This is a genomic window from Pseudomonas aeruginosa (assembly GCF_001457615.1).
GTDB classification, from domain to species: Bacteria; Pseudomonadota; Gammaproteobacteria; order Pseudomonadales; family Pseudomonadaceae; genus Pseudomonas; species Pseudomonas aeruginosa.
The window spans coordinates 2,954,116-2,977,277 of record NZ_LN831024.1 but is presented as its reverse complement, the minus strand read 5'-3'; the positions used below and the strand labels follow the sequence as shown (position 1 = coordinate 2,977,277).

General features: G+C 68.5%; 21 protein-coding genes. 6 read left to right on the top strand and 15 right to left on the bottom strand.

What is annotated here, in order from left to right; translation table 11 throughout:
• Positions 1 to 7: 7 nt before the first annotated feature.
• The gene (locus AT700_RS13600) at positions 8 to 862 is read right to left on the bottom strand and encodes a helix-turn-helix transcriptional regulator (protein WP_003122741.1); all 855 of its coding nucleotides are present in this window, start codon (positions 860 to 862) and stop codon (positions 8 to 10) included.
• Between the two features lie 287 nt (positions 863 to 1,149).
• Between AT700_RS13600 and AT700_RS13595 the strand changes: the two genes are divergently transcribed.
• Genes AT700_RS13595 through AT700_RS13570 form a run of 6 tightly spaced genes read left to right on the top strand, consistent with a single transcriptional unit; the run spans position 1,150 to position 6,536 of the window.
• The gene (locus AT700_RS13595; RefSeq protein ID WP_004343608.1) at positions 1,150 to 1,578 is read left to right on the top strand and encodes a hypothetical protein; all 429 of its coding nucleotides are present in this window, start codon (positions 1,150 to 1,152) and stop codon (positions 1,576 to 1,578) included.
• A 6-nt stretch (positions 1,579 to 1,584) separates the two neighbouring features.
• The gene (locus AT700_RS13590; protein WP_003144113.1) at positions 1,585 to 3,042 is read left to right on the top strand and encodes a M48 family metalloprotease; all 1,458 of its coding nucleotides are present in this window, start codon (positions 1,585 to 1,587) and stop codon (positions 3,040 to 3,042) included.
• Positions 3,039 to 3,710 carry a hypothetical protein gene (locus AT700_RS13585; protein ID WP_003144110.1) on the top strand — a complete coding sequence of 224 codons (672 nt, stop codon included), beginning with the start codon at positions 3,039 to 3,041 and terminating at the stop codon, positions 3,708 to 3,710. Before AT700_RS13590 ends, AT700_RS13585 begins: the two co-directional genes overlap by 4 nt.
• Positions 3,707 to 4,369 carry a hypothetical protein gene (locus AT700_RS13580; RefSeq protein WP_003089328.1) on the top strand — a complete coding sequence of 221 codons (663 nt, stop codon included), beginning with the start codon at positions 3,707 to 3,709 and terminating at the stop codon, positions 4,367 to 4,369. The genes AT700_RS13585 and AT700_RS13580 overlap by 4 nt, the downstream gene beginning before the upstream one ends.
• Positions 4,370 to 5,914: a M48 family metallopeptidase gene (locus AT700_RS13575; protein ID WP_003144109.1), complete on the top strand. Its 1,545-nt coding sequence runs from the start codon at positions 4,370 to 4,372 to the stop codon at positions 5,912 to 5,914.
• Positions 5,901 to 6,536 (top strand): hypothetical protein, encoded by a 636-nt coding sequence (locus AT700_RS13570; RefSeq protein ID WP_003113758.1) that lies wholly within the window; start codon positions 5,901 to 5,903, stop codon positions 6,534 to 6,536. The genes AT700_RS13575 and AT700_RS13570 overlap by 14 nt, the downstream gene beginning before the upstream one ends.
• A gap of 12 nt (positions 6,537 to 6,548) precedes the next feature.
• Here AT700_RS13570 and AT700_RS13565 read toward each other — a convergent pair whose 3' ends face one another.
• From AT700_RS13565 to AT700_RS13500, 14 genes are all read right to left on the bottom strand, one after another.
• Complete coding sequence (locus AT700_RS13565; RefSeq protein WP_003089338.1) at positions 6,549 to 6,836, bottom strand: hypothetical protein; 288 nt, start codon at positions 6,834 to 6,836, stop codon at positions 6,549 to 6,551.
• 120 nt (positions 6,837 to 6,956) lie between these two features.
• Entirely contained in the window at positions 6,957 to 9,077 is a 2,121-nt protein-coding gene (locus tag AT700_RS13560; RefSeq protein ID WP_004343616.1) for a TonB-dependent receptor family protein, read from the bottom strand.
• A 131-nt stretch (positions 9,078 to 9,208) separates the two neighbouring features.
• Positions 9,209 to 11,620 carry a glucose/quinate/shikimate family membrane-bound PQQ-dependent dehydrogenase gene (locus AT700_RS13555; RefSeq protein WP_003089344.1) on the bottom strand — a complete coding sequence of 804 codons (2,412 nt, stop codon included), beginning with the start codon at positions 11,618 to 11,620 and terminating at the stop codon, positions 9,209 to 9,211.
• Positions 11,621 to 11,773: 153 nt separating this feature from the next.
• Entirely contained in the window at positions 11,774 to 13,132 is a 1,359-nt protein-coding gene (gene oprB / locus AT700_RS13550) for a carbohydrate porin OprB (protein ID WP_010792996.1), read from the bottom strand.
• Between the two features lie 341 nt (positions 13,133 to 13,473).
• Positions 13,474 to 13,755, bottom strand: coding sequence for a DUF971 domain-containing protein (locus AT700_RS13545; protein WP_003113105.1), 282 nt, complete (start codon positions 13,753 to 13,755; stop codon positions 13,474 to 13,476).
• Positions 13,752 to 14,717 (bottom strand): HEAT repeat domain-containing protein, encoded by a 966-nt coding sequence (locus tag AT700_RS13540; protein ID WP_048521096.1) that lies wholly within the window; start codon positions 14,715 to 14,717, stop codon positions 13,752 to 13,754. The genes AT700_RS13545 and AT700_RS13540 overlap by 4 nt, the downstream gene beginning before the upstream one ends.
• Positions 14,714 to 15,568 (bottom strand): ABC transporter ATP-binding protein, encoded by an 855-nt coding sequence (locus AT700_RS13535; protein ID WP_003122732.1) that lies wholly within the window; start codon positions 15,566 to 15,568, stop codon positions 14,714 to 14,716. The genes AT700_RS13540 and AT700_RS13535 overlap by 4 nt, the downstream gene beginning before the upstream one ends.
• Positions 15,565 to 16,362 carry an ABC transporter permease gene (locus tag AT700_RS13530; protein WP_003113102.1) on the bottom strand — a complete coding sequence of 266 codons (798 nt, stop codon included), beginning with the start codon at positions 16,360 to 16,362 and terminating at the stop codon, positions 15,565 to 15,567. The genes AT700_RS13535 and AT700_RS13530 overlap by 4 nt, the downstream gene beginning before the upstream one ends.
• A 24-nt stretch (positions 16,363 to 16,386) precedes the next feature.
• Positions 16,387 to 17,793 (bottom strand): ABC transporter substrate-binding protein, encoded by a 1,407-nt coding sequence (locus AT700_RS13525; protein ID WP_003113101.1) that lies wholly within the window; start codon positions 17,791 to 17,793, stop codon positions 16,387 to 16,389.
• Between the two features lie 134 nt (positions 17,794 to 17,927).
• Positions 17,928 to 18,173: a 4Fe-4S dicluster domain-containing protein gene (locus AT700_RS13520; RefSeq protein WP_003089354.1), complete on the bottom strand. Its 246-nt coding sequence runs from the start codon at positions 18,171 to 18,173 to the stop codon at positions 17,928 to 17,930.
• 85 nt (positions 18,174 to 18,258) lie between these two features.
• Positions 18,259 to 19,983, bottom strand: coding sequence for a fumarate reductase/succinate dehydrogenase flavoprotein subunit (locus tag AT700_RS13515; RefSeq protein WP_004343632.1), 1,725 nt, complete (start codon positions 19,981 to 19,983; stop codon positions 18,259 to 18,261).
• Positions 19,980 to 20,729, bottom strand: a complete 750-nt coding sequence (locus AT700_RS13510; RefSeq protein ID WP_003113099.1) for a GntR family transcriptional regulator — start codon at positions 20,727 to 20,729, stop codon at positions 19,980 to 19,982. Before AT700_RS13510 ends, AT700_RS13515 begins: the two co-directional genes overlap by 4 nt.
• A gap of 175 nt (positions 20,730 to 20,904) precedes the next feature.
• Positions 20,905 to 22,356, bottom strand: coding sequence for a carbohydrate-binding protein (locus AT700_RS13505; protein WP_003089363.1), 1,452 nt, complete (start codon positions 22,354 to 22,356; stop codon positions 20,905 to 20,907).
• A gap of 219 nt (positions 22,357 to 22,575) precedes the next feature.
• Positions 22,576 to 23,118 carry a YbaK/EbsC family protein gene (locus AT700_RS13500; RefSeq protein WP_003089366.1) on the bottom strand — a complete coding sequence of 181 codons (543 nt, stop codon included), beginning with the start codon at positions 23,116 to 23,118 and terminating at the stop codon, positions 22,576 to 22,578.
• Positions 23,119 to 23,162 lie beyond the last annotated feature (44 nt).

The window sequence follows — 23,162 nt, the reverse complement described above, 5'->3', positions numbered from 1 at the left end:
GTCCGCCTCACTCGCGCCCCGGCGGATGGCCGAAGCGCGCGCGGTAGGCATGGGTGAAGTTTTCCGGACTGGAGTAACCCAGGCGATAGGCTATCTGCGCGATCTGCCAGCGACCCTCGCGGACCATCTGCCGGCCGATCTCGAGACGCCGGTCGCGGACGTACTGCAACATCGAGCGACCGAACTCGTTCTTGAAAATCCGCCGCAGGGTGGTTTCGCCGACCCCCAGTTGGCGCGCCAGTTCGAGGCTGGCCGGCGGCTCACCGAGGTTCGCCTCCAGCAGGCGGCGCGCTTCATGGGCCAGGTCGCGCTGGGCGCGTGGGGTGCGCGCGCGACGAAGGTCCGCGCCGCCCAGGTAGGCGGCCAGCTCCACCAGCAGGCCCAGGGTCAGGCTCTCTTCGTGCAGGCGTCCGAGGGCGCCGCGGTATGGATTCTGGTAGAGGCGCTCGAACAGGGCGGTGATGGCGCCGCAACGGGACAACTGGGTAAAGCTCGCGCCGTCGCCCTTCAGCCGCGCCAGCGGCCGCAAGGCGCCATCGCCGGTTTCCAGTTCCTCTTCCAGATAGCTGGCGGCGATCCGCAGCCCGCCCAGGCGCACGCGGCTGCCCGCCGGCAGGATATCGAAGGCCTCCATCGGCTCGCCGGTGCCGAGCACCGAAGGACCGCCCAGGTTGTAGAGATAAGGCTCGCCGCCGTCGACGCTGTGCCGCCACTGGCCATCGAACATCTGCACGATGCACAGGCCTTCCGGCAGCACCTTGTGGGTTCGCAGCGGCTCGGTGAAGCTCAGGTCGCAATCGAAATACTGCATCGACGGGCGCACCGTCCGCGCCTGGTAGTGACCGGTGGCGCTGCCGAGCATTTCGCGCGCGTCGAGGATCTGCGACTGGCACAGGGGTGAAGGAGCGTCGAAATAGAGCTCCGTGTCGTGGTAGGGATTCCAGCTTTCCATGGCGTAGGTATCGGTGGGACGCAACCATCTGAACCGGTTCAGGCATCGGCTTTCCAGGATGGTTCCGTGCGCTGATCGAACCGAACCTGTGGGCGACGACGCTTTTCCTGTGAGCGGCGGCCGCCTCGGTTGTTCGTGGCTCGCGCCTGTATTAATAGATGCGCCCCTTTTACATCGCGTTGCCAAAGGGGGCGAGAATGATAGCAAAGTGGACTGCGGCGCTGCTGATGGGCGCACTGGCGTGGGGATCCTGCACGGCGCAGGCCGAAGAGGCGCGGCCGCCAGTCGCCGACAAGGTGGTGGCCTACCAGGGCCAGCAGGGGCTCAAGGTCTGGACCCTGCGTATCGGCGAAGCGGCGGCCGACGAAGCGCTGTTGCAGGTCGAAGGACTGGACCACGACTGGGACCGCCTGATCCACAAGGTAAAGGTGGAAAAGAGCGCCAGGGACAGTCGCTATTCCACCGAACTGAACGGCAGCAAGTATGTGATCCTGATCGTGCGCGACGGCTGGGGCGAGCTCTACCTGCCCGGCGAACAGCAGACGCGGCAGGTCGCCTATAGCGAGTCGCTGTCGTCCGCAGGCGAGCCCCAGGCATTCCTGACCGACTACCTCGAGCAGAAATAAACGCGGATGAGCCACGATACGCTGCGGGTAAGGCTGCTCGCATTCCTCTTCCTGATTCCCCTGGCGCTCTACGCCTGGTCCGCCGTGCAGGCCTTCCGGGTCGACTCGACCCTGCGCGACGAACAGTTCATGCGCGACTGGAGCGCCTCGGTGCGCAACGACCCGGACGCCGCCGGCGCCATTCCCCGTCACCTGTTCCGTCCGGCCTATGGCGTCGAAGGTCATCTTCACCAGTTCGCCGAAGACGCCGAGGCCATCCGCCGCGACCATCCTTGGCTGGCTCTGCGCGGCTGGCTGGCCGCTATCGGCAAGCTCTGCGCGCTGGCGTCGGCGCTGGTCGCGGCCGCCTTGCTGGCGAGACTGGAATACGACGGGCGCCGCTCGATGCGCTCGCAAGCCTACCTGCTCGGCCACCTCGCGCCGGCCTGGCGGCGCCTCGGTCGACTGGTCCCGCTGCACGCTGGCCTGCTGGTCGCCGCCCTGGCCAGCCAGTTGCTCTACGAAGCGCTGTGGAGCTACAGCCACTGGCACAGCCACGGCTTCGTCGCCCTGCTCTTCTCGCTGCCGCTGTGGCTGCTGTTCCTCGGCGGCCTGCTCATGCTGCGGCGCCTGCGCGGCGAACTGCTGCCGCTGGAGGAACCGGTGCTCCACCTGCTCGGCCGCGAACTCGACCGGGTCGCCGCGCCCGGCCTCTGGCAATGGCTGGGACAGATCGCCGACCGCGCCGGAGCGCCGCTACCGGACCATGTCGTCACCGGCATCGAGCACTGCTACTTCGTCACCCAGGCCAAGGTCCTGCTGGCGCCCCGCGGCATTCCGCTGGAGGGGCGTACCCTGTACATCCCGCTGACCTATGCCTCGGTCATGAGCGAGGCCGAAAGCGCCGCGATCATCGGCCACGAACTGGGCCACTTCGCCGCCGGCGACACCGCCCACGGTGCATCCCTGTCGCTCCTGCAGCGGCAGGTGCGCCTGCGCATCGAACGCATCGCCGCCCCCGAGGATGGGCATGTCGGCCTGCTCGGCAAGCCGGGCCTGTGGGCCGCGCTGTACTTCCTCGATCGCTTCGAGCGCGCCTACCTGCACTGGAATCGCCGCCAGGAACTGGCCGCCGACAAGGTCGGGGCGCGGGTAGCCGGCGCGCGGGTCTTCGCCATCGCGCTGCTACGCACCTGCGCCCTTGCAGGACTGATCGAACGCCTGCTGGCCAGCCCGCAGACGCGCAACCTGGTGCATGCGCTGACCGACCATCTGCGCGGGAACTCCCTGGAACTGGACGAACACGACAGCGCTCGCCGCCTGGAACACCCCTTCGACAGTCACCCGCCGACCTTCCAGCGGATCGCGGACCTTTCCCTGGCGCTCGACGACGATCTGCTGCGACAGGCAAGGCGCATCGTCAGCGCCGACGACACGCAGTGGCTCAACCGCCTGCTCGATGCAGGCCACGGGGAAAGCCGGTGATCCCGCCGGGCGCGCAAACGCCCTGCCCCCCCGGGACAAGGGGCGACGAAGCCACGCAGTTGCGGCGCTTCGTCGCCAGCGTCCCCAACCGGATAAGCATCGGCGCCGCCCGTGGCGCGGCGCCGCTGTCCGCCCTGCTCGGCCTGCTGCTGCTCGGCGGCGCCTGGACCTTGCGCGACCACCCCGGTCCCGGCCATGAGGCGGCGGCGCTGTGCCTGCTGGCGGCGGCCGCCCTCCTCATGTGCCTGGCCTGCCTGCAGCGCAACGCCAGGAACGCGCCGTTCCTCGTCCTCGGCCAGGGGCGCCTGCGCGCCCGTAGCCTGTCGGCGCCGCTGGACCTGCTGGAGGTCGCCGACCTGCGCCTGGAGGACGGGGTCTGGTTCTCCGCGATAGTCCTCGAACTGCACGGCAAGGCGCTACCGGCACCATCCACGCGCCCGCTCGATCCGTTCGCCGCGCGTGCCGTCAGCGAATGCCGGGACGGCCCACGGGTTCGCCTGCTGTCCCCCGGCTGGCGCCTCAACGGTCGCAACCTGTCGCTACTGGAAGCCGCGGAGGTCATCGACCTCTACCTGGACATCGCCCGCGCCCAGGCCCGGCTCCGCCAACTGGGCGAGATCCCGCCCAGTGCTTCCTCTTCACTCCCAACTCCAAGGATATTTCCATGAGCAACCAGGAACCCCGGGACCTCGTCTCCAACCTCGCCGAAACCCTCGGTGCCGAACACGAAGAGCTGAACCAGGCGAAGACCGCCGAGGTCATCGCCCACCTGGAGCGGGTGATCGCCAACGTACCGCCGGCCACCGAGTTCACCAATACCCGCAAGTACGTGGTGCTGGGTCCGCTGCTGAGCATCGTGCCCTTCATCATGACCGGCATGTGGTTCTCCCAGGGCAAGCCGGGGGTCGGCGTCGTCGGCTTGCTGCTCGGCCTGTTCGGGCTGTTCCTCGGCTACCAGCATCGCAACTCCGGCAAGACCCCCTTCATGCGCCTGACCCGTACCCAGCTCTGGGCCGACAGCCTGTCGGCTCCGGTCGAGCTGGCCGACGTCATCGATTTCAGCGTCAAGGCCGACATGCTGCAAACCACCCAGACCCTCCACCTGCGGCCCGAAACGCCGCTGCCGACCCATCGCGCCGTACGCCAGGTGTTCGCCTCCCAGGCCATGGCCTTCAAAGGCAAGGACCCGCGCATCACCATCATGTCGGCCGGCCTGCAGAGCGATGGCAAGAAGCTGGACTGCGACGACATGGCGGCGATCCTCGACGCCTACATCCAGGCCGCCCACGCCCAGCGCTACCTGCAACAACTGCGCAGCCAGGGCTGAGTGAAGGGCACGGTCCATCCGCGAAGGCTGCTGCTTTGCCTGGTGCTGGTTCCAGCGCTGCTGGCGGGGCTCGGCGCCTGGCAGTCCTGGCGCGCCGAGCAGCAGGCCGAGCGACTGGGCGCCGCGCAGCAGCGGGTCGAGCGCGCGCTCGCCGAAGCGCGGGCGCTGCCGCCGAGGGCCAGCGTCCGGGTGGACGGCCGGGCCTATGTGCGCGACCTGGCCCTGGCGCGGCTCGACGAGCGACTCGCCGACACACGAAGCGCACAGCGCCTGAATCGCTTCGCCGCCGTCCTCGCCGATAGCGGAGCCTGCCTGGCGGCGCTGGTCGCCGTATTGGGAGCCGTCTCCCTGGCCGGCATCGCCGGCGCCGCACGCAGCGCACTGCGCTCGCGTCGCTGCCTGCTCCTGTGGTTCGAGCTGGGCCGACGCCTGCTGCCCTGCCTGCTCCTCGCCCAGATCGGCCTGCTCGCCCTGGCCCTGGCCTGTGCCGGAACGTTCGAGATCCTCGGGCTGTGGCGGGTCGGCCAGGTTCCGGTCAGCGAAGGACGCACCCAACTGAGCGTGGCGCTGATCCTTCTCGGCCTGCTGGCGTCGGCGTGGCAAATGCTGGCGAAGATCAGCCGCTTGCGCCTGCGCCCGGCGCCGGCCCTGGATGTCATCGGCCGCCGGCTGGGCGAAGAGGATGCACCGGAACTCTGGACGCTACTGCGCGAGCTGGCGGCGCGCCTCGACACGCCAGCCCCGCAGCACCTGTTGGTAGGTCTCTGCGACGGCTTCTACGTGACCGCCAACCGCGTCTGCCTGCAACCTTCCGGCGAGCATCTGCAAGGACGCAGCCTATACCTCTCGCTACCGTTGCTGGGCCTGCTGGACCGCGCCGAACTGAGTGCAGTGATCGCTCACGAACTGGCCCACTTCGCCGGCCGCGACGCCCATTACAGCCTGCACTTCCTGCCGATCTACCAGGGCGCCGCGAGCCAACTGGCCGCCATCGAGGAGCAGGAAGCCAACGTCTTCGAACGTGCGGCACTGGAACCGGCGCGACTGTTGGCCGGGTACTTCCTCGAACGTTTCGGCCTCGCCGTGAACCACTGGAGCCGCCTGCGCGAATTCGCCGCCGACCGCCGCGCCGCACAACTGGCCGGTGCGCCGGCGATGGCCTCGGCCCTGCTGCGCAGCGCGGCGGCCGGCGCGCCGATACGGGCGTTCCTCGAACACTGCCTGCTCGCTCCGGCGCGCGCGCCGGACAACCTGGTGGACGCCATCCACGTCTACCTGGGCCAGTCCGGCCTGGAAGCACCGGCCCCCGGGGCGGAGGGACTCCAGGTCCATCCGCAGGATACCCACCCTCCGCTGGGCCTGCGCTGCACGGCGCTGGGAGAGAGCTTCGAACGCACCTGGGCCGGGACCGCCGGCCGGGCCGTTCCGACACGACCGCCGAGCCAGGCGCTGGGCGTCTGGTTCGGCGCCCCCCTGGCGTTGAGCCGAGCGCTCAGCGCCGACCTGCTCGGCAAGACCTGTGAGAATCCCCATGCAAGAAACTGACGAAACCCTCGACGAACTGCCGCCGCTGGAAGCCCGCTGCGAGATCCGCGAGGTCTCGCGGGGCACCGCCTGCGTTGCCCTGCTCGCTGGCCTGGTGGCTGGCGCCACCGGTCTCTGGCTCGCTTCGCTGCCCAACGCCTGGCGCCTGGCCAGTGGCCAATGGCTGTTCTGGCTGCCAGCCGCGCTGCTGCTGGGCGGCGGCCTGTACGCCTGCCTGGCGGGCGTGTTCCTCTACCGGCGCCACGGCCAGGTCGCGCTCACCCTGACGCCGGAGAGCATCGCCTTCGCCAACGCGCCGCAGGTGCCGATGTACACCTTCCAGTCGCTGGAGATCGAGCGCGGGCGCTGGCTGGAACTCACCTTCGCGACCACCTTCGATTGCACGGCACCGCGCTTCGACAGCCATGCCCGTTTCGACCCGCGGGCTTTCGCCCGCCCCGAAGCCCGCGCGGTGGCCGGCGGCAAGCGGGTCAAGCTGGCGCTGTGCGGCGCCGCGCTGAACGGCCAGAAAATGGAGCTGGAGCCACTCGCACGACTGATCTACCGGTACATCCTCGCCGGCCATCGCCAGCGCGCCCTGCAACATCATCGCGCGCCCGGGAGCGACGGCAGCGGGGCCTGAAGCGAGCAACGCTCAGGCTGCGCGCTGGCGTTGCCAGTCCACCGCGGCTTTCAGGCGCGCCACCACCTTGCGCACGAAGAGCGGGTCGTCCGCCACGCAGAGCTCCGCGCTGACCCACTCCGGCCAGCCGGCCCCCTGGCGTTCGCGGGCACCCAGCAGGCGCTCGACTTCGTCGCGCACGGCGCGCTCCAGGCGTTCGCTGGCACGATTGCGGGACAGGTGGAGGCGCAGGCAGGCCTGTTTCTCGCGCTCCAGGGCGCGGCGTCGGGACAGCGGCAGTTCGGCAAGGTTGTGGCTCATGATCGGTGCTCCTTGTCGCGCAGGCAGGCGATTTCCGATTACTGTACATCCATACAGTAATCGGAATTGACGACGCTGACAAGGGCTGGCCGGGTAGCGCGAACAAGCGCATCCGGCACTTCAGAATTGGTATTCGACCCCGGCTCCCGCGTACCAGGACAGCCCGGGGGCCGCTTCGTAGTAACGCCGGTTGCCGTCGCCGACGATGACCGAGCCGACGTACTGGCGGTCGAACAGGTTGTCCAGGCGCACCAGCTGGTGGAAGGCCCAGGCTCCCAGGCGCTGCTCGAAGCGGGTGCGCCAGTTGAATACCGCATAGCTCGGCGCGGCCTTTTCGCTGTTGCTGTCCTCGACGTAGACCTGGCTGCGGTACATGCCTTCCCAGCCCATGCTGATGCCCTCCGCGGGCTTCCACACCAGTTCGCCGAACAGGCTGCTTTCCGGCACGCCCGGCAGGTGCTTGCCCTTGCCGATGGTCTTGCCGCCGGCCTCGAAATCCGAATCGTAGGTGGCGGATAGCCGGGTATAGGCCAGGTTGGCGTTCCAGTGCTCGCTCAGTTCGCTCTCCAGGCCCAGTTCGAAGCCGCGACGCAGGGTCTTGCCGGCGTTCTGGTAGCTGGTGCGACCGCCGAGGGAGCTGGCGACGACGATCTCGTCCTCGGTGCGGATCTGGAAGATCGCCGCGTTGACCCGCGTATTGCCCCACAGGCGCGCCTTCAGCCCGGCTTCGTACTGGCTGCTGGTGGCTGGCTTGAGGCCGAAGTTGAAGACGTCCGGCGCGTTCGCCGCCACCGGCGCATAGGCCATCTCCGCCTGGGTCGGAGTCTCGAAGCCCTTGCCGGCGCTGAGGTAGCCGTGCAGGTCGGGGGTGAAGGCGTACATCACCGAGAACGACGGGGTGTTCTTCCGGTAGCGCCGCGAGCCGCTGGCATCGCCGTTGCTCAGGTAGCGGTCGTCGACCTCCATCTTCATGGTGCTGTGGCGCACCCCGGCCTGCAGGGTCCAGGCGTCGATGGCCCAGCTCGCCTGCAGGTAGGGATCGAGGCTGGTGGCGGTGTCCACCTCGTCGCGGCGCAACTCGCCCTTCACGCCGAGCTGGTCGCCGTTGAAGTTCTGGTAGCCGCGACGGTCGTCGCGGCTCTGGTCGTAGTCGAGGCCGACGGTCAGGTTCAGCACGCCCGGCGCCTGGCGTACCGGTTGCAGCCAGCGCACGGTGCCACCGTGGAAGTCGCGGTCGAAGTCCACCACGCCGCCGCCACGCTGACTGTTGGAGGCCACCCCCCTGGGGATCGACAGATACTGCACGACACTGCGCTTGCCCACGTAGGCGTTGACCTGCAAGGTCGCCTCGCCGAAGTAGCGCTCGTAGTTCATCCCGGCCTGCTGGTGGTCGATGCTCTTGCGCGTGTCGTACAGCTCGGCGTTGGCGGTGACGGAGCGCGGGTCGTGCTTGTAGGCGTCCCAGGTCTGCCCCAGCGGATCTTCAGTGTCGTTCTGTTCCAGGCTGCTGTAGATCAGCGCCACGCGGCTGTCGGCGTCGGGCCTGAAGTTCAGCTTGGCGAAGGTCTGGTCGCGGCGCGCGGCGCTGTGGTCGCGGTAGCCGTCGGTGTCCATCCGCGAGGCATCCACCAGGAAACCGACCCCGTCGCCCTCGCCTTCCGTGTACAGGTGGTTGCGGCTCAGGCCATCGCTGCCGACGGAGGTTTCCGCGCCGACCCGCGGGGCGCCCTGGCCGTCGCGGGAGAACATCTGGATCACCCCGCCGGCGTTGCTGCCGTAGATCGTCGAGGCCGGCCCGCGCAGTACCTCGATGCGCTCGGCGACGTCGAGGTTGAGGGTCGCGGCCTGGCCCTGGCCATCCGGCGTACTGGCCGGGATGCCGTCGGCGAGCAGCTTCAGCCCGCGGATACCGAAGGCCGAGCGGGCGCCGTAGCCGCGCGAGGAGATTTGCAGGTCCTGAGCGTAGTTCTGGCGGTTCTGCACCACCAGGCCAGGTACCCGCGGCAGGACTTCGGAGAGGTTGATGCCGAGCTGGCCGTCGGCGATCTGCCGACGCTCGATGCTATCCACCGAGAACGGCAGGTCGAAGGTGTCGCTGGGGTTGTAGCTGCCGGTCACCACCATGGGTTCGAGGCTGCGTCGCTCCTCGCCCTGGACGGCGCAGGCGATGGCCAGGCCGCAGAGCGCCAGGGAGCCGGGCAACAGGTGGGAGACGAAGCTGGGTCGGGGTCGGGACGGCATGCAGGGTTCCGCGGGTCGCAAGGTATCGAAGGGGCTTTGCCAAGGGCGGGAACGCGCCTCCCCTTGGCAAAGCCCCTTCCGGGCCGAGGCCCGGAAGGCCGGGAGCCGGCTGTGGGCTCCCGGTGGGCGGGTCATTGCCTGGGCAGGGCGTAGGCGATGATGTAGTCGCCCATGCGGGTACCGAAGGAGCCGTGTCCGCCAGCGACGATCAGCACGTACTGGCGACCGTCCTTGCCGGTGTAGCTCATCGGCGTGGCCTGGCCGCCGGCCGGCAGGCGCGCCTGCCAGAGCTGCTTGCCGTCCTTCACGTCGTAGGCGCGCAGGTACTGGTCGAGCGTGCCGCTGAGGAAGGCCACGCCGCCGGCGGTGGTGATCGAGCCGCCCATGCTCGGTACGCCGACGGTGAGGCCGATCGGCACCGGGGTGTTGTCGCGGCTGGTGCCGTTCTTGTGCTGCCAGACGACCTTGGCGGTGGTCAGGTCGATACCCGCCACGTCACCCCAGGACGGCGCCTGGCACGGCAGGCCGATGGGCGACATGAACGGATGCATGATCACCGCGTAGGGCGCGCCGGTGTTCGGCTGCACGCCGCTGGTCTCGCCCTCGCGCTTGCTTCCGCTGGGCACCTTGTCGCGCGGCACCATCTGCGAGACGAAGGCCATGTAGTTGGGGCTGGTGAAGAGGATCTGGCGCACCGGGTCGACCGACACCCCGCCCCAGTTGAACACTCCGACGTTGCCCGGATAGATCAGGCTGCCCTGCTCCGACGGCGGGGTGTACTGGCCCTCGTAGCGCAGCGAGCGGAACTGGATGCGGCAGAGCATCTGGTCGAACGGGCTGCTGCCCCACATGTCGCGCTCGGTCAGCGGCGGGCGCAGCAGGTTGAGGTCGGAACGCGCCTGGGTCGGCGCGGTATGGTCGCCCTCCACCGCGCCCTGCGGCGCCGGCACTTCGCGGATCGGCACGATCGGCGTGCCGTCGCGGCGGTCCAGCACGTACAGGCTGCCCTGCTTGGTCGGCGCGATCAGCGCCGGCTTGACGCCATCGGCGGTCTTCAGGTCGAGCAGGGTCGGCTGGCTGCCGACGTCCATGTCCCACAGGTCGTGGTGGGTGAACTGGTAGTTCCAGCGCAGCTTGCCGGTGTTCAGGTCGAGGGCCACCAGGCCGGCGCTGAACTTCTCGGCACCGGGGGTGCGGTTGCCGCCCCACTGGTCGGGCATCTGGTTGCCCAGCGGCAGGTAGACCTGGCCGAGCTTCTCGTCGACGCTGGCCAGCGACCACATGTTCGGCGAGTTGCGGGTATAGAACTTGCCGGGAGCCAGGGGCTCGGTCTCGTCCGGGTTGCCGCTGTCCCAGTTCCACACCAGCTTGCCGTCGTGCACGTCGAAGGCGCGGATCACCCCGGACGGCTCGTTGGTCGACTCGTTGTCGGTGACGTGGCCGCCGATGATCACCAGATTGCGGGTGACCGCCGCCGGCGAGGTGGAGTAGTAGCCGCCCGGGGTGAACGGACCGATGCCGGCCGTCAGGTCGACCGCGCCCTTGACCCCGAAGTCCTCGCAGACCTTGCCGTTGTCGGCGTTGATCGCGATCAGGCGGGCGTCGGCGGTGGGCAGGAACAGGCGCCGCGGACAACTGGCGGCGACCGCCTTGCCGGCCTCGGAGAGCGCGGCCGGCGGCGCGCCGACGTCGCTCCTGGCGTACTGCTCTTCGTCGTAGTAGGAGACGCCACGGCAAGTCATGTGGGCGAAGCCCTTGAAGCCTACCGGGCTCTGGATCTGCGGATCGAAGCGCCAGATTTCCGCGCCGGTGTCCGGGTCGAGGGCCAGCACCTTGCTGTGCGCGGTGCAGGCGTAGAGCATGCCGTTGACCTTCAGCGGGGTGTTCTCGTTGGTCAGTTCGAGCGGATCGTCGGCGGTCGGCAGGTCGCCGGTACGTATGCGCCAGGCTTCCTCGAGCTGGCCGACGTTGGCCGGGGTGATCTGCTTCAACGGCGAGTAGCGGTCGCCGAACTCGGTGCGCCCGTAGGCCTGCCAGTCGCCGTCCGGCATCGCCGGGGCGGTGCTGGTCATGCCGCTGTCGCGGTCGATGCGACCGACGATCTGCCCCGGATTGGTGAACTGGCTGCCCACCGCGGCGGCGCCGGCCAGGACCACCGCCACGCCCAGCGCCGCGGTGCCCAGCGGCGCCGGACCGTCGGCCAGCAGCGGGCGGCGGAACCAGGGTAGCCAGAGCAGCAGGCCGAAGACGAACCACAGAGCCAGGCGCGGCACCAGTTGCCACCAGTCCAGGCCGACTTCCCACAGCGCCCAGACGGTGCTGGCGAACAGCACCAGAGCGTACAGGCCTAGCGCCGCACGCTTGCCCAGCAGCAGCAACAGTCCGCTCAGGGCCAGGCCGATGCCGGCCAGCAGGTAGTACAGCGAGCCGCCCAGGCTCGCCAGCTTGATGCCGCCGGCCAGCAGCGCCAGGCCGGACAGCAGGATCAACAGGCCGAGCAGGCTCGGCAGCAGGCGCGATCGACTGCGGTTACCTTCGCTCATCGTCCGGTACTCCCTTCGGGGTTGATGACAGGCATTGCTTACTCTCCTATTACGTTCTGCACGCCGGGCTGTTCAGCCCGCCGCGCCGCGTTGGGCGGCGCTGAAGAAATGGCCGCTGGCCATGACCGAATCGCGGTTGTCCGAAGCAACAGCCTAGAACACCGTCTGGATCTTGATCCCCGCCACCAGCGCGTTGTCGACCTCGTCGACCCCGCCCGGCTGCTTGATGTATTGCAGGTTCGGCCGCACCGTCAGCCAGTCGGTCACATGCACCCCGTAGTACAGCTCGGCGTTGTACTCGGTGTCCTGCAGCGGCTGGTACAGCGGGTTGTCGTAGTCGTCGATGCCGTTCACCTGGTTCACCAGGCGCTGGCGCTTCTTCACATCGTCGTTGACATGGATGCGCGCGATGCCCAGGCCGATGTCGTCCTTCGGCCGCGCGTCGAACGGCCCCTTGTAGACCACCCCGAGCTGCTGGTAGTTGTCCACCACGTTGGTCGCCTTGTCGTGGACCGTCAGGTTGGCGAACAGGCTCAACCCGCGCGAGGCATCGCCGTTGTGCGAAGTGACCTGCTGCTGCGCCACCACCCACCAGCCATGCTTGCTGCCGCGCGACTTGAAGTCGTTGCCGGTCAGCCCCTGCGGCTGGCCGTCGACGTCGTCGTAGACGTCATCGGCCTTCGCCGTGCTGTAGTAGTAGCCCAGCCGGTACTCGCCCGGCAGTTGCTCGGCGCCGACCTTCGGCTGCCAGATCAGCTCCACCGGCAGCAACGCGCCCTTGGTCCCGCTGCCGCTCATCTTGAAGCCGTTGCCGGTCTCCAGGTTCGACGGGTTCTGCTCGTAGGCGCCGACCTGCACGTACCAGTCCGGCGCGAAGTTGTACTTCACCCGCAACGCCCACTGGCTGACCGGCCAGTTGTACCAGATGCTCCCCGCCCAGTTGCCCACCTGCGAGCCGCAGAAGGCCAGGTTCTGGAAATCGCAGGGGAAGCTGTTGAAGTCCTCGCCCTCGCCGAAACGGCCGAATTTCACGTCCAGCGCGCCGTCGAAGTACTGCTGCTTGAGCCACAGCTGGGTCAGCCGCCAGGTCTGCCCGCGGCCCCAGACCTCCTGCACCGAGCTGATGTGCCCGGCACGCGGGTCGCCGATGCGGTCGTTGGAAAGGTTCTTGCCGTTGCGCTCGGTGACGGTGAACTGGAACTCGGTAGCCTTCCAGCCGAGGATCTTCTCCAGATCCATGTGCACGCCCAGGGCGAACTGGTCGGTATAGCGTCCGGTCTTGTCGTCGTCATAGCCGCCATCGAGGTTGGCCGCCGCCTCGCCGACGTACTCCAGCTTGAAGTCGTAGCCCTTCTCCAGCAGCTCGGTGCGCTTGCCGCCCCAGTCGCCGAGCATCCATTTCGAGTTCGGCGAGAACGCCTCGGCGGCGTGCACCGCGTTGCACAGCAGGGAGGCGGACAATAGGCCGCCGGCCACGGGGCGCAGGGCCGGGCGGAGAAGATGGGATTTCACGCGAACGCTTCCTCGTTGCGAATGATCGACTGGCCGCACGCAGCGACCGCTCTACTTCCTCGATAACCTTGCAAGGAGCAAGGGTTTATGAAGAGGACTCATGATCTGAGCCAAGCAGAACAATGGTTAATTTGCGAATGATAAGGTCTTTGCAAGTAAAGCTGAAACGTTTCAGGCTGGAAAACAGTGTTACGGAAACGACAACGAAGCCAGGCGGCGGGCCTCCGAGCGGGTCACCCGGGTGGTGGCCGTGGCGGGACGGGGACAACGCAGGGATTGGCAACAATCTGAAACCCATGAACACGCTTCACGTTGTTGCCGGGAGCGGAACAATACCCGCCTCAGAGTTCGTCGCGCAGATAGGACCAGGGGTAGATACCGCGCTCGTGACCATCGTCGAACAGCAACTGCACGCCGTAGCCCTGCAGGCGGATATCGCGCAGGCGCACGCCCTGCTCCGCCGCGACGATCCGTCCGCGCAGGCGCTGCGCCCGGCATTGCGCACAGGGACAGGCGGCGCGCAGGCGCGCATGGTCGATCCGGCTGACCGCGCCGTCCGCCCATTCGAGCATCAGCCAGCCGTCCCTGGCGGAATTGCGCAGGCGCAGCGGCGGCTGGGTCATGCCGGCATCCGCAGTTGCGCCAGGGCGATGCGCACCGCCTTGCGCACCTCGGGATCGCCGTCGCCTTCGGCGACCCGCAAGGCCTGGGCCGAGGCCGGGTCCGCCAGTTCGCCGAGGGCCAGGGCGGCCTCCTTGCGCAGGTTGCCGATGGGATGGCCGAGCAATGCTTCCAGCGCCTCCCGCGCCGGGCGGTGGCGCAAGCGCCCGAGCGCCCGCGCGGCGCGCAGGCGGACCTGCCAGTAGTCGTCCGCCAGGGCCTTCAGCAGCGGCTCGCCGGCCTCCTCCCGGCCCAGCTTGCCAAGGGTCGTCGCCGCCTCTTCGCGAACCTGCCATTGAGCGTCCGCCAGCGCCGCGCAGAGCGCCGGCAGCACCGTCGCCTCGCGGCTCAGGCCGAGGGCGCCGGTGGCCGCCCGGCGTACCTCCGGGTCGACATCGGCGCTGGCCAGCCTGGCCAGTTCGGCCAGGGCCGGCTGGTGGCGGAGCCAGCCGAGTACCGCCACCGCCTCGCGGCGCACCGCCGCCTGCGGATCGCCGAGGGCGGCCAGGGCCGGCACGGCGCTCTCCTCCAGGCGCAGTTCGCGCAACGCACGCAATACGCTGGCGCGGACGAAGGCATCGGCATGCCCGAGCCACGGCAGCAGGCGCCGCCCGACGGCCGGTTCCTTGAGTTCGCCAAGGCTCTGCGCGGCGGCATCGGCCACCGCCGGCACCGGATCGGCCAGGGCCGCACAGAGCGCATCGACCACCGCGTCTTCCTCCCAGGCCTCCAGCAGGCGCGCGGCCTCGCCGCGCACGCCGGGGTCGGGATCGCCGCGCAGGGCCGCAATCAGCAACGGCAGCGCCTCCGGCAGCTCCAGGTCGGCCAGTTCGATCAGCGCCAGGCGGCGTACGCCGGGGTCGGCGTCCTCCAGGCGCGGCGACAGTTCGAGGATTTCGGGCAGGGTGGCGTTTTTACAGGTCATATGGCGATCCGCAGTCGGTCCGGGGTGATGCCCGGCGGCAAGCCGAGCGGGGTCAGGCGCGGCAACTGGCGGCCGTCGTCGTGGTCGAGCAGTTCCAGGCAGTGGCGTTTCAGGCGCACGAAGTCGGCGCTGGTCACCAGCCGGGTGTCGCGAGGGCGCGGGAAGTCCAGCGCCAGGTCGGCGATGATCCGTCCCGGACGGGGGCTCATCACCAGCACCCTGTCCGCCAGGTACAGGGCCTCGTCGATGTCGTGGGTGACGAACAGCACCGTGGTGCGGACCCGCGCCCATACGTCCAGCAGCAAGGTCTGCATCTTCAGCCGGGTCTGCGCGTCGAGGGCGCCGAAGGGCTCGTCCATCAGCAGCAGGCGCGGCCGGTTGACCAGCACCCGGGCGATCTCCACGCGCTGCTGCATACCCCCGGACAGTTGGCCGGGCCAGCGCCCGGCGAAGTCCGCCAGCCCCACCAGTCCGAGCATCTCCATGGCGCGCCGGTTGCGCTCGGCGCGGGCCAGGCCCTGCATCTTCAGGCCGAAGGCGACGTTGTCGCGGACCCGCCGCCAGGGGAACAGGGTGTGCTGCTGGAATACCATGCCACGCTGCGGCGAAGGTCCTTCCACGCTCCGGCCGTCGACCCTCACGCTGCCGGCGCTTGGCCGCAGGTGGCCGGCCAGGGCGCCGAGCAGGGTCGACTTGCCGCATCCCGAAGGCCCGAGCAGGCAGACGAACTCGCCCGGCCGCGCCTCCAGGCTCAGATCGCGGACCGCCTCGAAGGCTTCGCTCCCCTGCCCCAGGCGGATGCTCAGGTCGCGGATCTGGATGCGCCCCAGGCTGTTGCCGGCCGTCGTCATCGGACCTTGCCTCCCGCCGCGTACCAGGGCGTCAGCGACGCGCCGACGCGCTTCACCAACCCACTACTGCCCATGCCGAAGAGGCCGATGAGCAGCATGCCGACCACCACCTCGTCGTAGTTCTGGATGTTGTAGGAAGCCCAGGTGTAGTAACCCAGTCCCCATTGCCCGGAGATCATCTCGGCGGTCACCAGGCAGAACCAGGAGGTGCCCATGCCGATCGCCAGGCCGGTGAAGATGCCCGGTCCGGCGCCGGGCAGCAGCACCTCGCGCAGCAGCGCCCGGCGCCCCGCCCCCAGGCTGCGCGCCGAAGCCAGCAGGCGCGGATCGAGCGCCTCCACGCCATGCACGGTATTGAGCAGGATCGGGAACAGCGCGCCGGTGAAGGTAATGAAGATCATCGAGGCCTCCGACGAAGGGAACATCAGGATCGCCAGGGGAATCCAGGCCACCGCCGGGATCGGCCGCAGCACTTCCAGCGGCGGCAGCAGCAAGGCCTCGGCCCAGGCCGAGCGGCCGATCGCCAGGCCGAGGGCGATGCCCAGCGCGGCGGCCAGCAGATAGCCGGCGAAGACCCGCGCCAGACTGGCGCCGAGGTGCGCCAGGAGCACGCTGGACTGGGCCAGGTTGCAGGCCGCCAGCAACACCGCACCGGGCGTCGGCACGTTGGCGAAGGTCACCAGGCCCAGATTCAGTTGCAGACCGGCGGCGAGCTGCCAGAACGCCAGGCAGGCCGCCAGCGAAGCGGCGCGGGTGGCCCAGCGCCAGGGTCGGGAGATCGGAAGCGAACTCATGGGCGGACTCCGAAGACGCCCGCCTCAGCGGAGCGCCAGCGCCTGCTGGCTGGCGGCGGCAAAGTCGCGTACCTCGCCGCCATGGCGGCGGGCATAGTCCTGGGCCTGCTCGCGGAGCAGGAAGGCGTTGAGGCGACCCTCGCCGTCGCGGACGAACCACGCCTGGTTGGCCAGCAGCTTGATCCCGCTGTCACGATCCTGGGCGTAGATCGCACGAATCGCCTTGCCCTGCGCCTTCAGCTCGGCAAGATCGGCCAGGGCCGACTCCGGCGAAGCGTAATGGCGCACCCTGGCCTCGCCCTTCACCCAGATCTGCGCTACCCGTTCGAACTCCTCGATCGGCCGGCCGCTGCGCGCGTCGCTGGCGCGCAGCGGCGACGGTGCGTAGTCTGCCAGCGCCGCCTGGTAGTCCAGCCCGGCCTGACGGTAGGCCTCGCGGATGTAGCGGTCGTCGACGAAACGCTCGACGTCCAGCCCACGGTCGGCCTTCTTCAGCAGCTTCAGGGTGTCGATGGAGGTCGCCAGCGCCTGGCGGTATTCGGGTTTCCAGGCCTGGTCGCGGGTCTGCAGGCCGAGCGGACCGTGGAACAGGTAATTGACCTCGGCCTCGATGCCGGTGACCTTCTCGATCAGCTCGCTGTATTTCTCCGGTTCGGCGGCCAGCAGTCGATTGGCTTCGATGCTCGCCCGCAGGTAGGCCACCACCACCTCCGGATAGCGCTCGGCGTAGGCGGCGTCCACCAGCGCGCCATGGAAGGTCGGCGCGTTGGCCTGGGAACCGTCGTAGATCTTGCGGGCGAAGCCGCGATTGGGGAACAGCTCGGCGAAGGGTACGAAGTCGGCATGGGCGGCAATCTTGTTCGCCTGCAAGGCCGAACCGGCGATTTCCGGCGGCTGGGCGATGATGGTCACGTCGCGCTGCGGGTCCCAGCCTTGCGCCGCCACCGCGCGCAGCAGCATGCCATGGGCAGTGGAGGCGAACGGTACGGAGATGGTCTGGCCTTTCAGTTCGGCCAGCGACTGCACCGGCGAGCCGCTCGGTACCACGATGCCGTTGCCGCTGCCACGGGTGCTGCCGGACAGCACGCTGATGAACAGGCTGCGCTTGCCGGCGGCGGCGAAGGCCACACCGTTGAAGGTGCCGGGAAAGTCGGCCATGGCGCCGAAGTCGAGCTTGCCGGCGACCATCTCGTTGGTCAGCGGTGCGCCACTGGTGAAGTTCTTCCACTCCACCCGGTAGTCCGCATCCTTGTAGCGGCCGTCGCGCGGCAGGTATTTCTCCAGCAGGCCCAGCTCGCGGATCAGCAGCCCGCCGGCGGCGCAGTTGATGGTGGTGTCCTGAGTGCCGATGGCCACGCGGATGGTTTCCGCCTGGGCACCCAGGGAAGTCAGGGCCAGCGCCAGGCTGGCCAGGATTGCACGCAGTCGCATGGGGATTCCCCTCGAATCATGGTCATGGGAATCGTCTCCGCCACCCGGACGGTGGTGGGAAACGAGGGGTGTTTCAGAGTGGCGTCCGGGAGTGGCCGGATGGCGGGTTCTGCCTCGCTTGCCGGGAGCGGGCGTCAGCGCAGCAGGTAGGGAATCTCGACCTTCACCGCGCCGGTCGGGCAGTCCTTTTCGCAAGGCATGCAGTACCAGCACTCGTCGTAGGCCATGTAGGCCTTGCGGGTCGTCGGATCGATGGCCAGCAGGTCCATCGGGCAGACCTCGACGCAGACGGTGCAGCCCTTGTCGGCGATGCAGCGGTCTTCGTCGATGGTCACCGGGGCGCTGCTGCGGAAGAAGATGTCCTGGGGTCGGTAGGCCATGGCACGCGGTCCTCGTGGTTCGATCTGGCCCGCTTTCGTGGCGGCGGGCTCGGTGTCTAGCGGTACTACGCCGGGGCGTGGGGCCCTAGGCGGCGTCGTTCCTCAGCCGCAGGCGCTGGTAGGCCTGCTGTTCGCCCTCGTCGATGGCGAACAGGTAGGGTTCGACCGGTTTCCTGAAGCTGGCCATGCGTCCCTGCTCGTCCTTCTTCAGGTGCGCGTGGCAGAACCAGGCAGCGTCGTCGCGCCGCGGATAGTCCACCCGGTGGTGGTACAGGCCCCAGCGGCTCTCGGTGCGGAACAGCGAGGCGCGCGCGGCCATCTCCGCGCAATCGCGGATAACGCTGACTTCCAGGGCGCGCATCAGCTCGTGGGGGTTGTCCGCCTTGATCCGCTCCAGATCCTCGGCGATGGCCTGGATGCGTTGCAGGCCCAATTCCATCTTGCGGGTCACCTTGGGCGGTTGCAGGTAGTCGTTGACCAGCCGGCGCAGCTTGTACTCCACCTGCGCCGCCGGCAGGCCATGCTCGCGCAGCAGCGGCGCCTCGATCCGCGCACGCTCGCGCTCGACCTGGGCGCTGTCGACCGCGCTGAAGGCGCGCCCGGCGACGTATTCGGCGGCGTTGCGCCCGGCGAACCAGCCATAGGTGAAGGCGCCGAGCATGTAGTTGTGCGGCACCGCGGCCATGTCGCCGGCTGCGTAGAGGCCCTTCACGCTGGTCTCGGCCTTCTCGTTGACCCACACGCCGGAGGCCGAGTGGCCGGAGCAGAAGCCGATCTCGGAAATGTGCATCTCGACCATCTGCTGGCGGTAGTCGGTGCCGCGCCCGGCGTGGAACTGCCCGCGACTGGGGCGTTCGTTGCCATGGAGGATGTCCTCGATGGTCTGGATGGTTTCCTCCGCCAGGTGGTCGAGCTTGAGGAACACCGGGCCATTGCCGCCTTCGAGTTCCTGGTGGAACTCCCACATCATCTGCCCGCTCCAGTAGTCGCATTCGATGAAGCGCTCACCCCTGGCGTTGGCGGTATAGCCACCCAGCGGGCCGGTGACGTAGGCACAGGCCGGGCCGTTGTAGTCCTTGATCAGCGGGTTGATCTGGAAGCATTCCAGGTTGGCCAGCTCGGCGCCGGCATGATAGGCCATGGCGTAGCCGTCGCCGGCGTTGGTCGGGTTCTCGTAGGTACCCATCAGGTAGCCCGAGGACGGCAGGCCCAGGCGGCCCGCCGCGCCGCAGCAAAGGATCACCGCCTTGGCGCGGATCACATGGAAGTCGCCGCTGCGGCAGTCGAAACCGAGTACGCCGTTCACCGCGCCCTCGGCATCGGTGAGCAGGCGGGTGCAGACCAGGCGGTTGGCGATGGGGATCCGCGCACGCTTGAGCTGGCGGTAGAGCACCTTCTTGATGTCGTGCCCTTCCGGCATCGGCAGCACATAGGCGCCCATGTGGTGGACCTTCTTCACCGCATAGTCGCCGGTCTCGTCCTTTTCGAACCTGACGCCCCAGCGATCCAGCTGCCGCAGGGTCTCGAAGCTGTGGCTGGCATAGGCGTATACCGCCGCCTGGTTGACGATGCCGTCGTTGGCCACGGTGATTTCCCGGGTGTACTGCTCGGCCGTGGCGTGGCCGGGGACGATGGCGTTGTTCAACCCGTCCATGCCCATGCTGATGGCGCCGCTGCGCTTGACGTTGGCCTTGTCCACCAGCAGCACGCGCAGTTCGCGGTCGTGCTCCTTGGCCTTGATCGCCGCCATCGGCCCGGCGGTGCCGCCGCCGATCACCACGATGTCGTATTCCTGCTCCAGGGTGTTCATGCCCGCTCTCCCTTCTGCCGATCGATGCGCAGGCGATACTGGAAAGCGTCGCCGCGGTAGTAGAGGTATTCGAAGTCCAGCGGCGCGCCGTCGGCGGCATGGGTCAGGCGCTCGATACGCATGATCGGCGCGCCCTCCTCGACCGCCAGGGCGCGGGTCAGGTCGGCATCGGCGAGCACCGCGTCGATGGCCAGGTCGGCATGGCCGAGGGGAATGCCGCAATCGTTCTCGAGGATCAGGAAGATGTCGCGGGTCACCAGGTCGGCCTTCTCCAGGCGCTCGCCGAGCGCCTGCGGCAGGTAGGTGACTTCCAGCGAAACCGGCTCGCGGTTGACCAGCCGCACCCGCTTGATCTCGCACACAGGGCTGCCCTCTTCCACCCGCAGGCGCTCGGCCACCCGCGCGCCGGCCGGCACGTAGCGCAGGCCATGCAGGCGGTTGATGACCTCGTAGCCCATCTGCGTCATGGACTCGCCCAGGCCTTGCAGGGTGCTGACGTTCTGGAACGCCTTCGGCCGGGCGACGAAGGTGCCCTTGCCGTGGATCTTGAAGATCAGCCCTTCCTTCTGCAGGTCGCCGAGCGCCTGGCGCACGGTGATGCGGCTGACGTCGAAGGCCTTGCCCAGCTCGTTCTCCGAGGGCATGCGGCTGAGCGGCGGGTAGACGCCGTCGAGGATGCGCCCGCGCAGCAGCTCCTTGAGCTGGCTGTACAGCGGCACGGGGGAAAGCGGGAGCAGTTTGCCCATGGTCGGATTCGCTTGTCGGAGTGGCTCGGACACTTGTTATAACAAGTTATGCTGTGATGGTAAACGCCATGAACGATCAAGCGGAAATACCGAAAACGCATATGGATATGGCGCCACCCGTGCGTGGCTCTCGCCGGCCAAAGGACCGGCCCGCGGCGCGGACCGGCCCGCCCCCTCAGCGCAGCGGCCGCCAGAGGGTGAAGGCTACCGGCGGCGTCCAGCCGCTGTTTGAGGTGTGCGCCTGCAGGCAGAGATAGCGCAGCCCCTCGTAGGTCACCCCATCGTCGACCCGATAGGCCTGGTTCTCCCGCCATTGCGGGAATTGCGGATCCACCGCCCCGCCGCTGGTGCTGACCTCCAGGCCTTCGCTGGGCAGCGACTGGTTGCCCTGGGTATCGGTGGCGGTGACGAAATAGCTGTAGCGGGTGTCCGCCGTCAGGCCGCTGTCGGTGGAACCCAGCGCGGCGCTCTGGCCAACCATGGCGCCGTCGCGATAGAGGCTGTAGTAATCGATCGGACGCTGCCCGCTGGAGGCGTTCCAGGCCAGCACCAGGCTGGTCTCGCCGCGCTCCAGCAGACGCAGGCCCTGCGGCGCCGCCGGGCGCTGGTCGCCGCCCTCGCCGTCATGGATCAGGCTGGCGTAGCGCTTGCGGAACTCCCAGTTGTAGCGCTCGCCGCGCTTGTTCAGGCCATCGTCCCAGTTCACCGACCAGGTCATCAGGCCCTTGATCGCGTGACCGGCGGCTTCCAGGCGGCGAAACGCGTTGCTCACCGCGGCGGGATCGATCACGTAGCCGGTAGCCGCCGCATCGACGTTGCTCGGCAGGCCGATGGCCAGGCGCTGCGCCGGGATCCGCACGAAGTCGCGGCTGCCGGTGGCCAGGCTCTCGGTGAGGTAGTAGAGGAAGTCTTCTTTCATCGCGTCGTTGTTCTGCGCGATCCAGGCGCCCTTGCCGCCGTTCGCCTCCTGGACCCACAGGCCGTCGCCGCCCTGGTTGTAGTACTGCGGCGCGATGAAGTCGTAGACGCCTTCCAGGGCCTGCAGATAAGGCACGTACTTGCCGTTCTTGTGCAGATAGGGAAACTCCGGGGCCATGCTGACGATGAAGTGCTTGCCCTGCCCGGCGTAGTGCTCGCGCACCAGCTTGAGGGCCGCCGGCAGCACCCGCTGGTTGTCGGCCAGGTCGATGGCGCTCTGCTCGAGGTCGATGTCCAGGCCGTCGAAACCGTAGGTTTCCACCAGACGGACGATCTCGGCGGCCAGCGCCTGCTCCTGCCCGGCGTGCAACTCGATGTGCGCGTCGGCGCCCCCCAGCGAAATCAGCACCGCGCGGCCCTGGGCGTTGAGCACGCCGACCTGGCGGCGAAACTCCGCGTCGGACAGGTTGTATGGCTGGAAGGTCGGGATGCCGCGCCCTTTCATGAAGGCCACGGCGACCACGTTGTACTCGCTCGGCACGTCTTCCAGCGCGATGTTGGCGAACGAGCCCTGCTGGTAGCCGTCGGCGGCGCCGGCCGGCCAGTTGTGCCAGAAGCCCATGAGAATCTTCTTGCCGGCGATGCTCGGCATGGCCGCCGCGGCATCTTCGCGGGCCTGGTGCAACTGGGAAAAGTCGATCCTGATCATTTACCGCTCCTCGGATGAAGGTAGGAAACGCATCCGGAGGGGCTGTCCGACGAACCGCGCCGTGGCCGCCGCGAACGCTTAGAAAAAACAGGCGCGAGCGTCTACCACGGGGCATTCCGGCGTTTGTCGCGATCAGGGCGGGGGCATGGTTGCAGAGACGGCGGAAGGCTTCACCTACCACAATTGGCAGAGCCGCGGCGGCGATGCTCCGCGCCGGGTTCAACCGGCTTCGCTGAGTTCGGCGACCACCACTCCGGGAAGGTCTTTCAGCAGTGCCGGGGACAGCAGCAGCTTGGTCTCGCGGACCCCGGCGCCCATCACCACCAACGGCCGTTCGAAGACCGCCGCGTCGACCAGCAGCGGCATGCCTTCGGGCAAGCCGAACGCGGTGATGCCGCCGAACTGCATGCCGGTCAGCTCGGTGGCGACCTCGCGGGCGGCGAAGGACAGCCGGCGGGCCCCGAGCAGCGCCTTGACCGCGCCGTTCACGTCGAGCCGCCGCGAGCCCAGGTTGACCACCGCGGCATAGCCTTCGGCGCCGTCGCGCTTGTAGCGCAGGACCAGGGTGTTGGCGCAGTCCTCCAGGCCAAAGCCGTAGCGTGCGCTGAACGCCGCGGTGTCGGAATGCTCGTCGGCGACGCGGAACACCACCAGCTCGGCGGAAGGCAGGCCGCGCGCGACCTGCTCCGGCAGATGGCGGTGGTAGTCGGCCGGGGCGACGGCGTCGAGCCGGTGGCGTTGGGTGTATTCGCGCAGAACCATGGGCAACCTCGAATGAAGACGGACGGCACCGGCCCCTGCCGCCA

What these genes read in the sequence shown, in the direction of transcription:
- AT700_RS13600 (WP_003122741.1), bottom strand. Translation starts at nt 862, where the DNA reads ATGCTCGGCAGCGCCACCGGTCACTACCAGGCGCGGACGGTGCGCCCG.
- AT700_RS13595 (WP_004343608.1), top strand. Translation starts at nt 1,150, where the DNA reads ATGATAGCAAAGTGGACTGCGGCGCTGCTGATGGGCGCACTGGCGTGG.
- AT700_RS13590 (WP_003144113.1), top strand. Translation starts at nt 1,585, where the DNA reads ATGAGCCACGATACGCTGCGGGTAAGGCTGCTCGCATTCCTCTTCCTG.
- AT700_RS13580 (WP_003089328.1), top strand. Translation starts at nt 3,707, where the DNA reads ATGAGCAACCAGGAACCCCGGGACCTCGTCTCCAACCTCGCCGAAACC.
- AT700_RS13570 (WP_003113758.1), top strand. Translation starts at nt 5,901, where the DNA reads ATGCAAGAAACTGACGAAACCCTCGACGAACTGCCGCCGCTGGAAGCC.
- AT700_RS13565 (WP_003089338.1), bottom strand. Translation starts at nt 6,836, where the DNA reads ATGAGCCACAACCTTGCCGAACTGCCGCTGTCCCGACGCCGCGCCCTG.
- AT700_RS13560 (WP_004343616.1), bottom strand. Translation starts at nt 9,077, where the DNA reads ATGCCGTCCCGACCCCGACCCAGCTTCGTCTCCCACCTGTTGCCCGGC.
- AT700_RS13555 (WP_003089344.1), bottom strand. Translation starts at nt 11,620, where the DNA reads ATGAGCGAAGGTAACCGCAGTCGATCGCGCCTGCTGCCGAGCCTGCTC.
- AT700_RS13545 (WP_003113105.1), bottom strand. Translation starts at nt 13,755, where the DNA reads ATGACCCAGCCGCCGCTGCGCCTGCGCAATTCCGCCAGGGACGGCTGG.
- AT700_RS13540 (WP_048521096.1), bottom strand. Translation starts at nt 14,717, where the DNA reads ATGACCTGTAAAAACGCCACCCTGCCCGAAATCCTCGAACTGTCGCCG.
- AT700_RS13535 (WP_003122732.1), bottom strand. Translation starts at nt 15,568, where the DNA reads ATGACGACGGCCGGCAACAGCCTGGGGCGCATCCAGATCCGCGACCTG.
- AT700_RS13530 (WP_003113102.1), bottom strand. Translation starts at nt 16,362, where the DNA reads ATGAGTTCGCTTCCGATCTCCCGACCCTGGCGCTGGGCCACCCGCGCC.
- AT700_RS13525 (WP_003113101.1), bottom strand. Translation starts at nt 17,793, where the DNA reads ATGCGACTGCGTGCAATCCTGGCCAGCCTGGCGCTGGCCCTGACTTCC.
- AT700_RS13520 (WP_003089354.1), bottom strand. Translation starts at nt 18,173, where the DNA reads ATGGCCTACCGACCCCAGGACATCTTCTTCCGCAGCAGCGCCCCGGTG.
- AT700_RS13515 (WP_004343632.1), bottom strand. Translation starts at nt 19,983, where the DNA reads ATGAACACCCTGGAGCAGGAATACGACATCGTGGTGATCGGCGGCGGC.
- AT700_RS13510 (WP_003113099.1), bottom strand. Translation starts at nt 20,729, where the DNA reads ATGGGCAAACTGCTCCCGCTTTCCCCCGTGCCGCTGTACAGCCAGCTC.
- AT700_RS13505 (WP_003089363.1), bottom strand. Translation starts at nt 22,356, where the DNA reads ATGATCAGGATCGACTTTTCCCAGTTGCACCAGGCCCGCGAAGATGCC.
- AT700_RS13500 (WP_003089366.1), bottom strand. Translation starts at nt 23,118, where the DNA reads ATGGTTCTGCGCGAATACACCCAACGCCACCGGCTCGACGCCGTCGCC.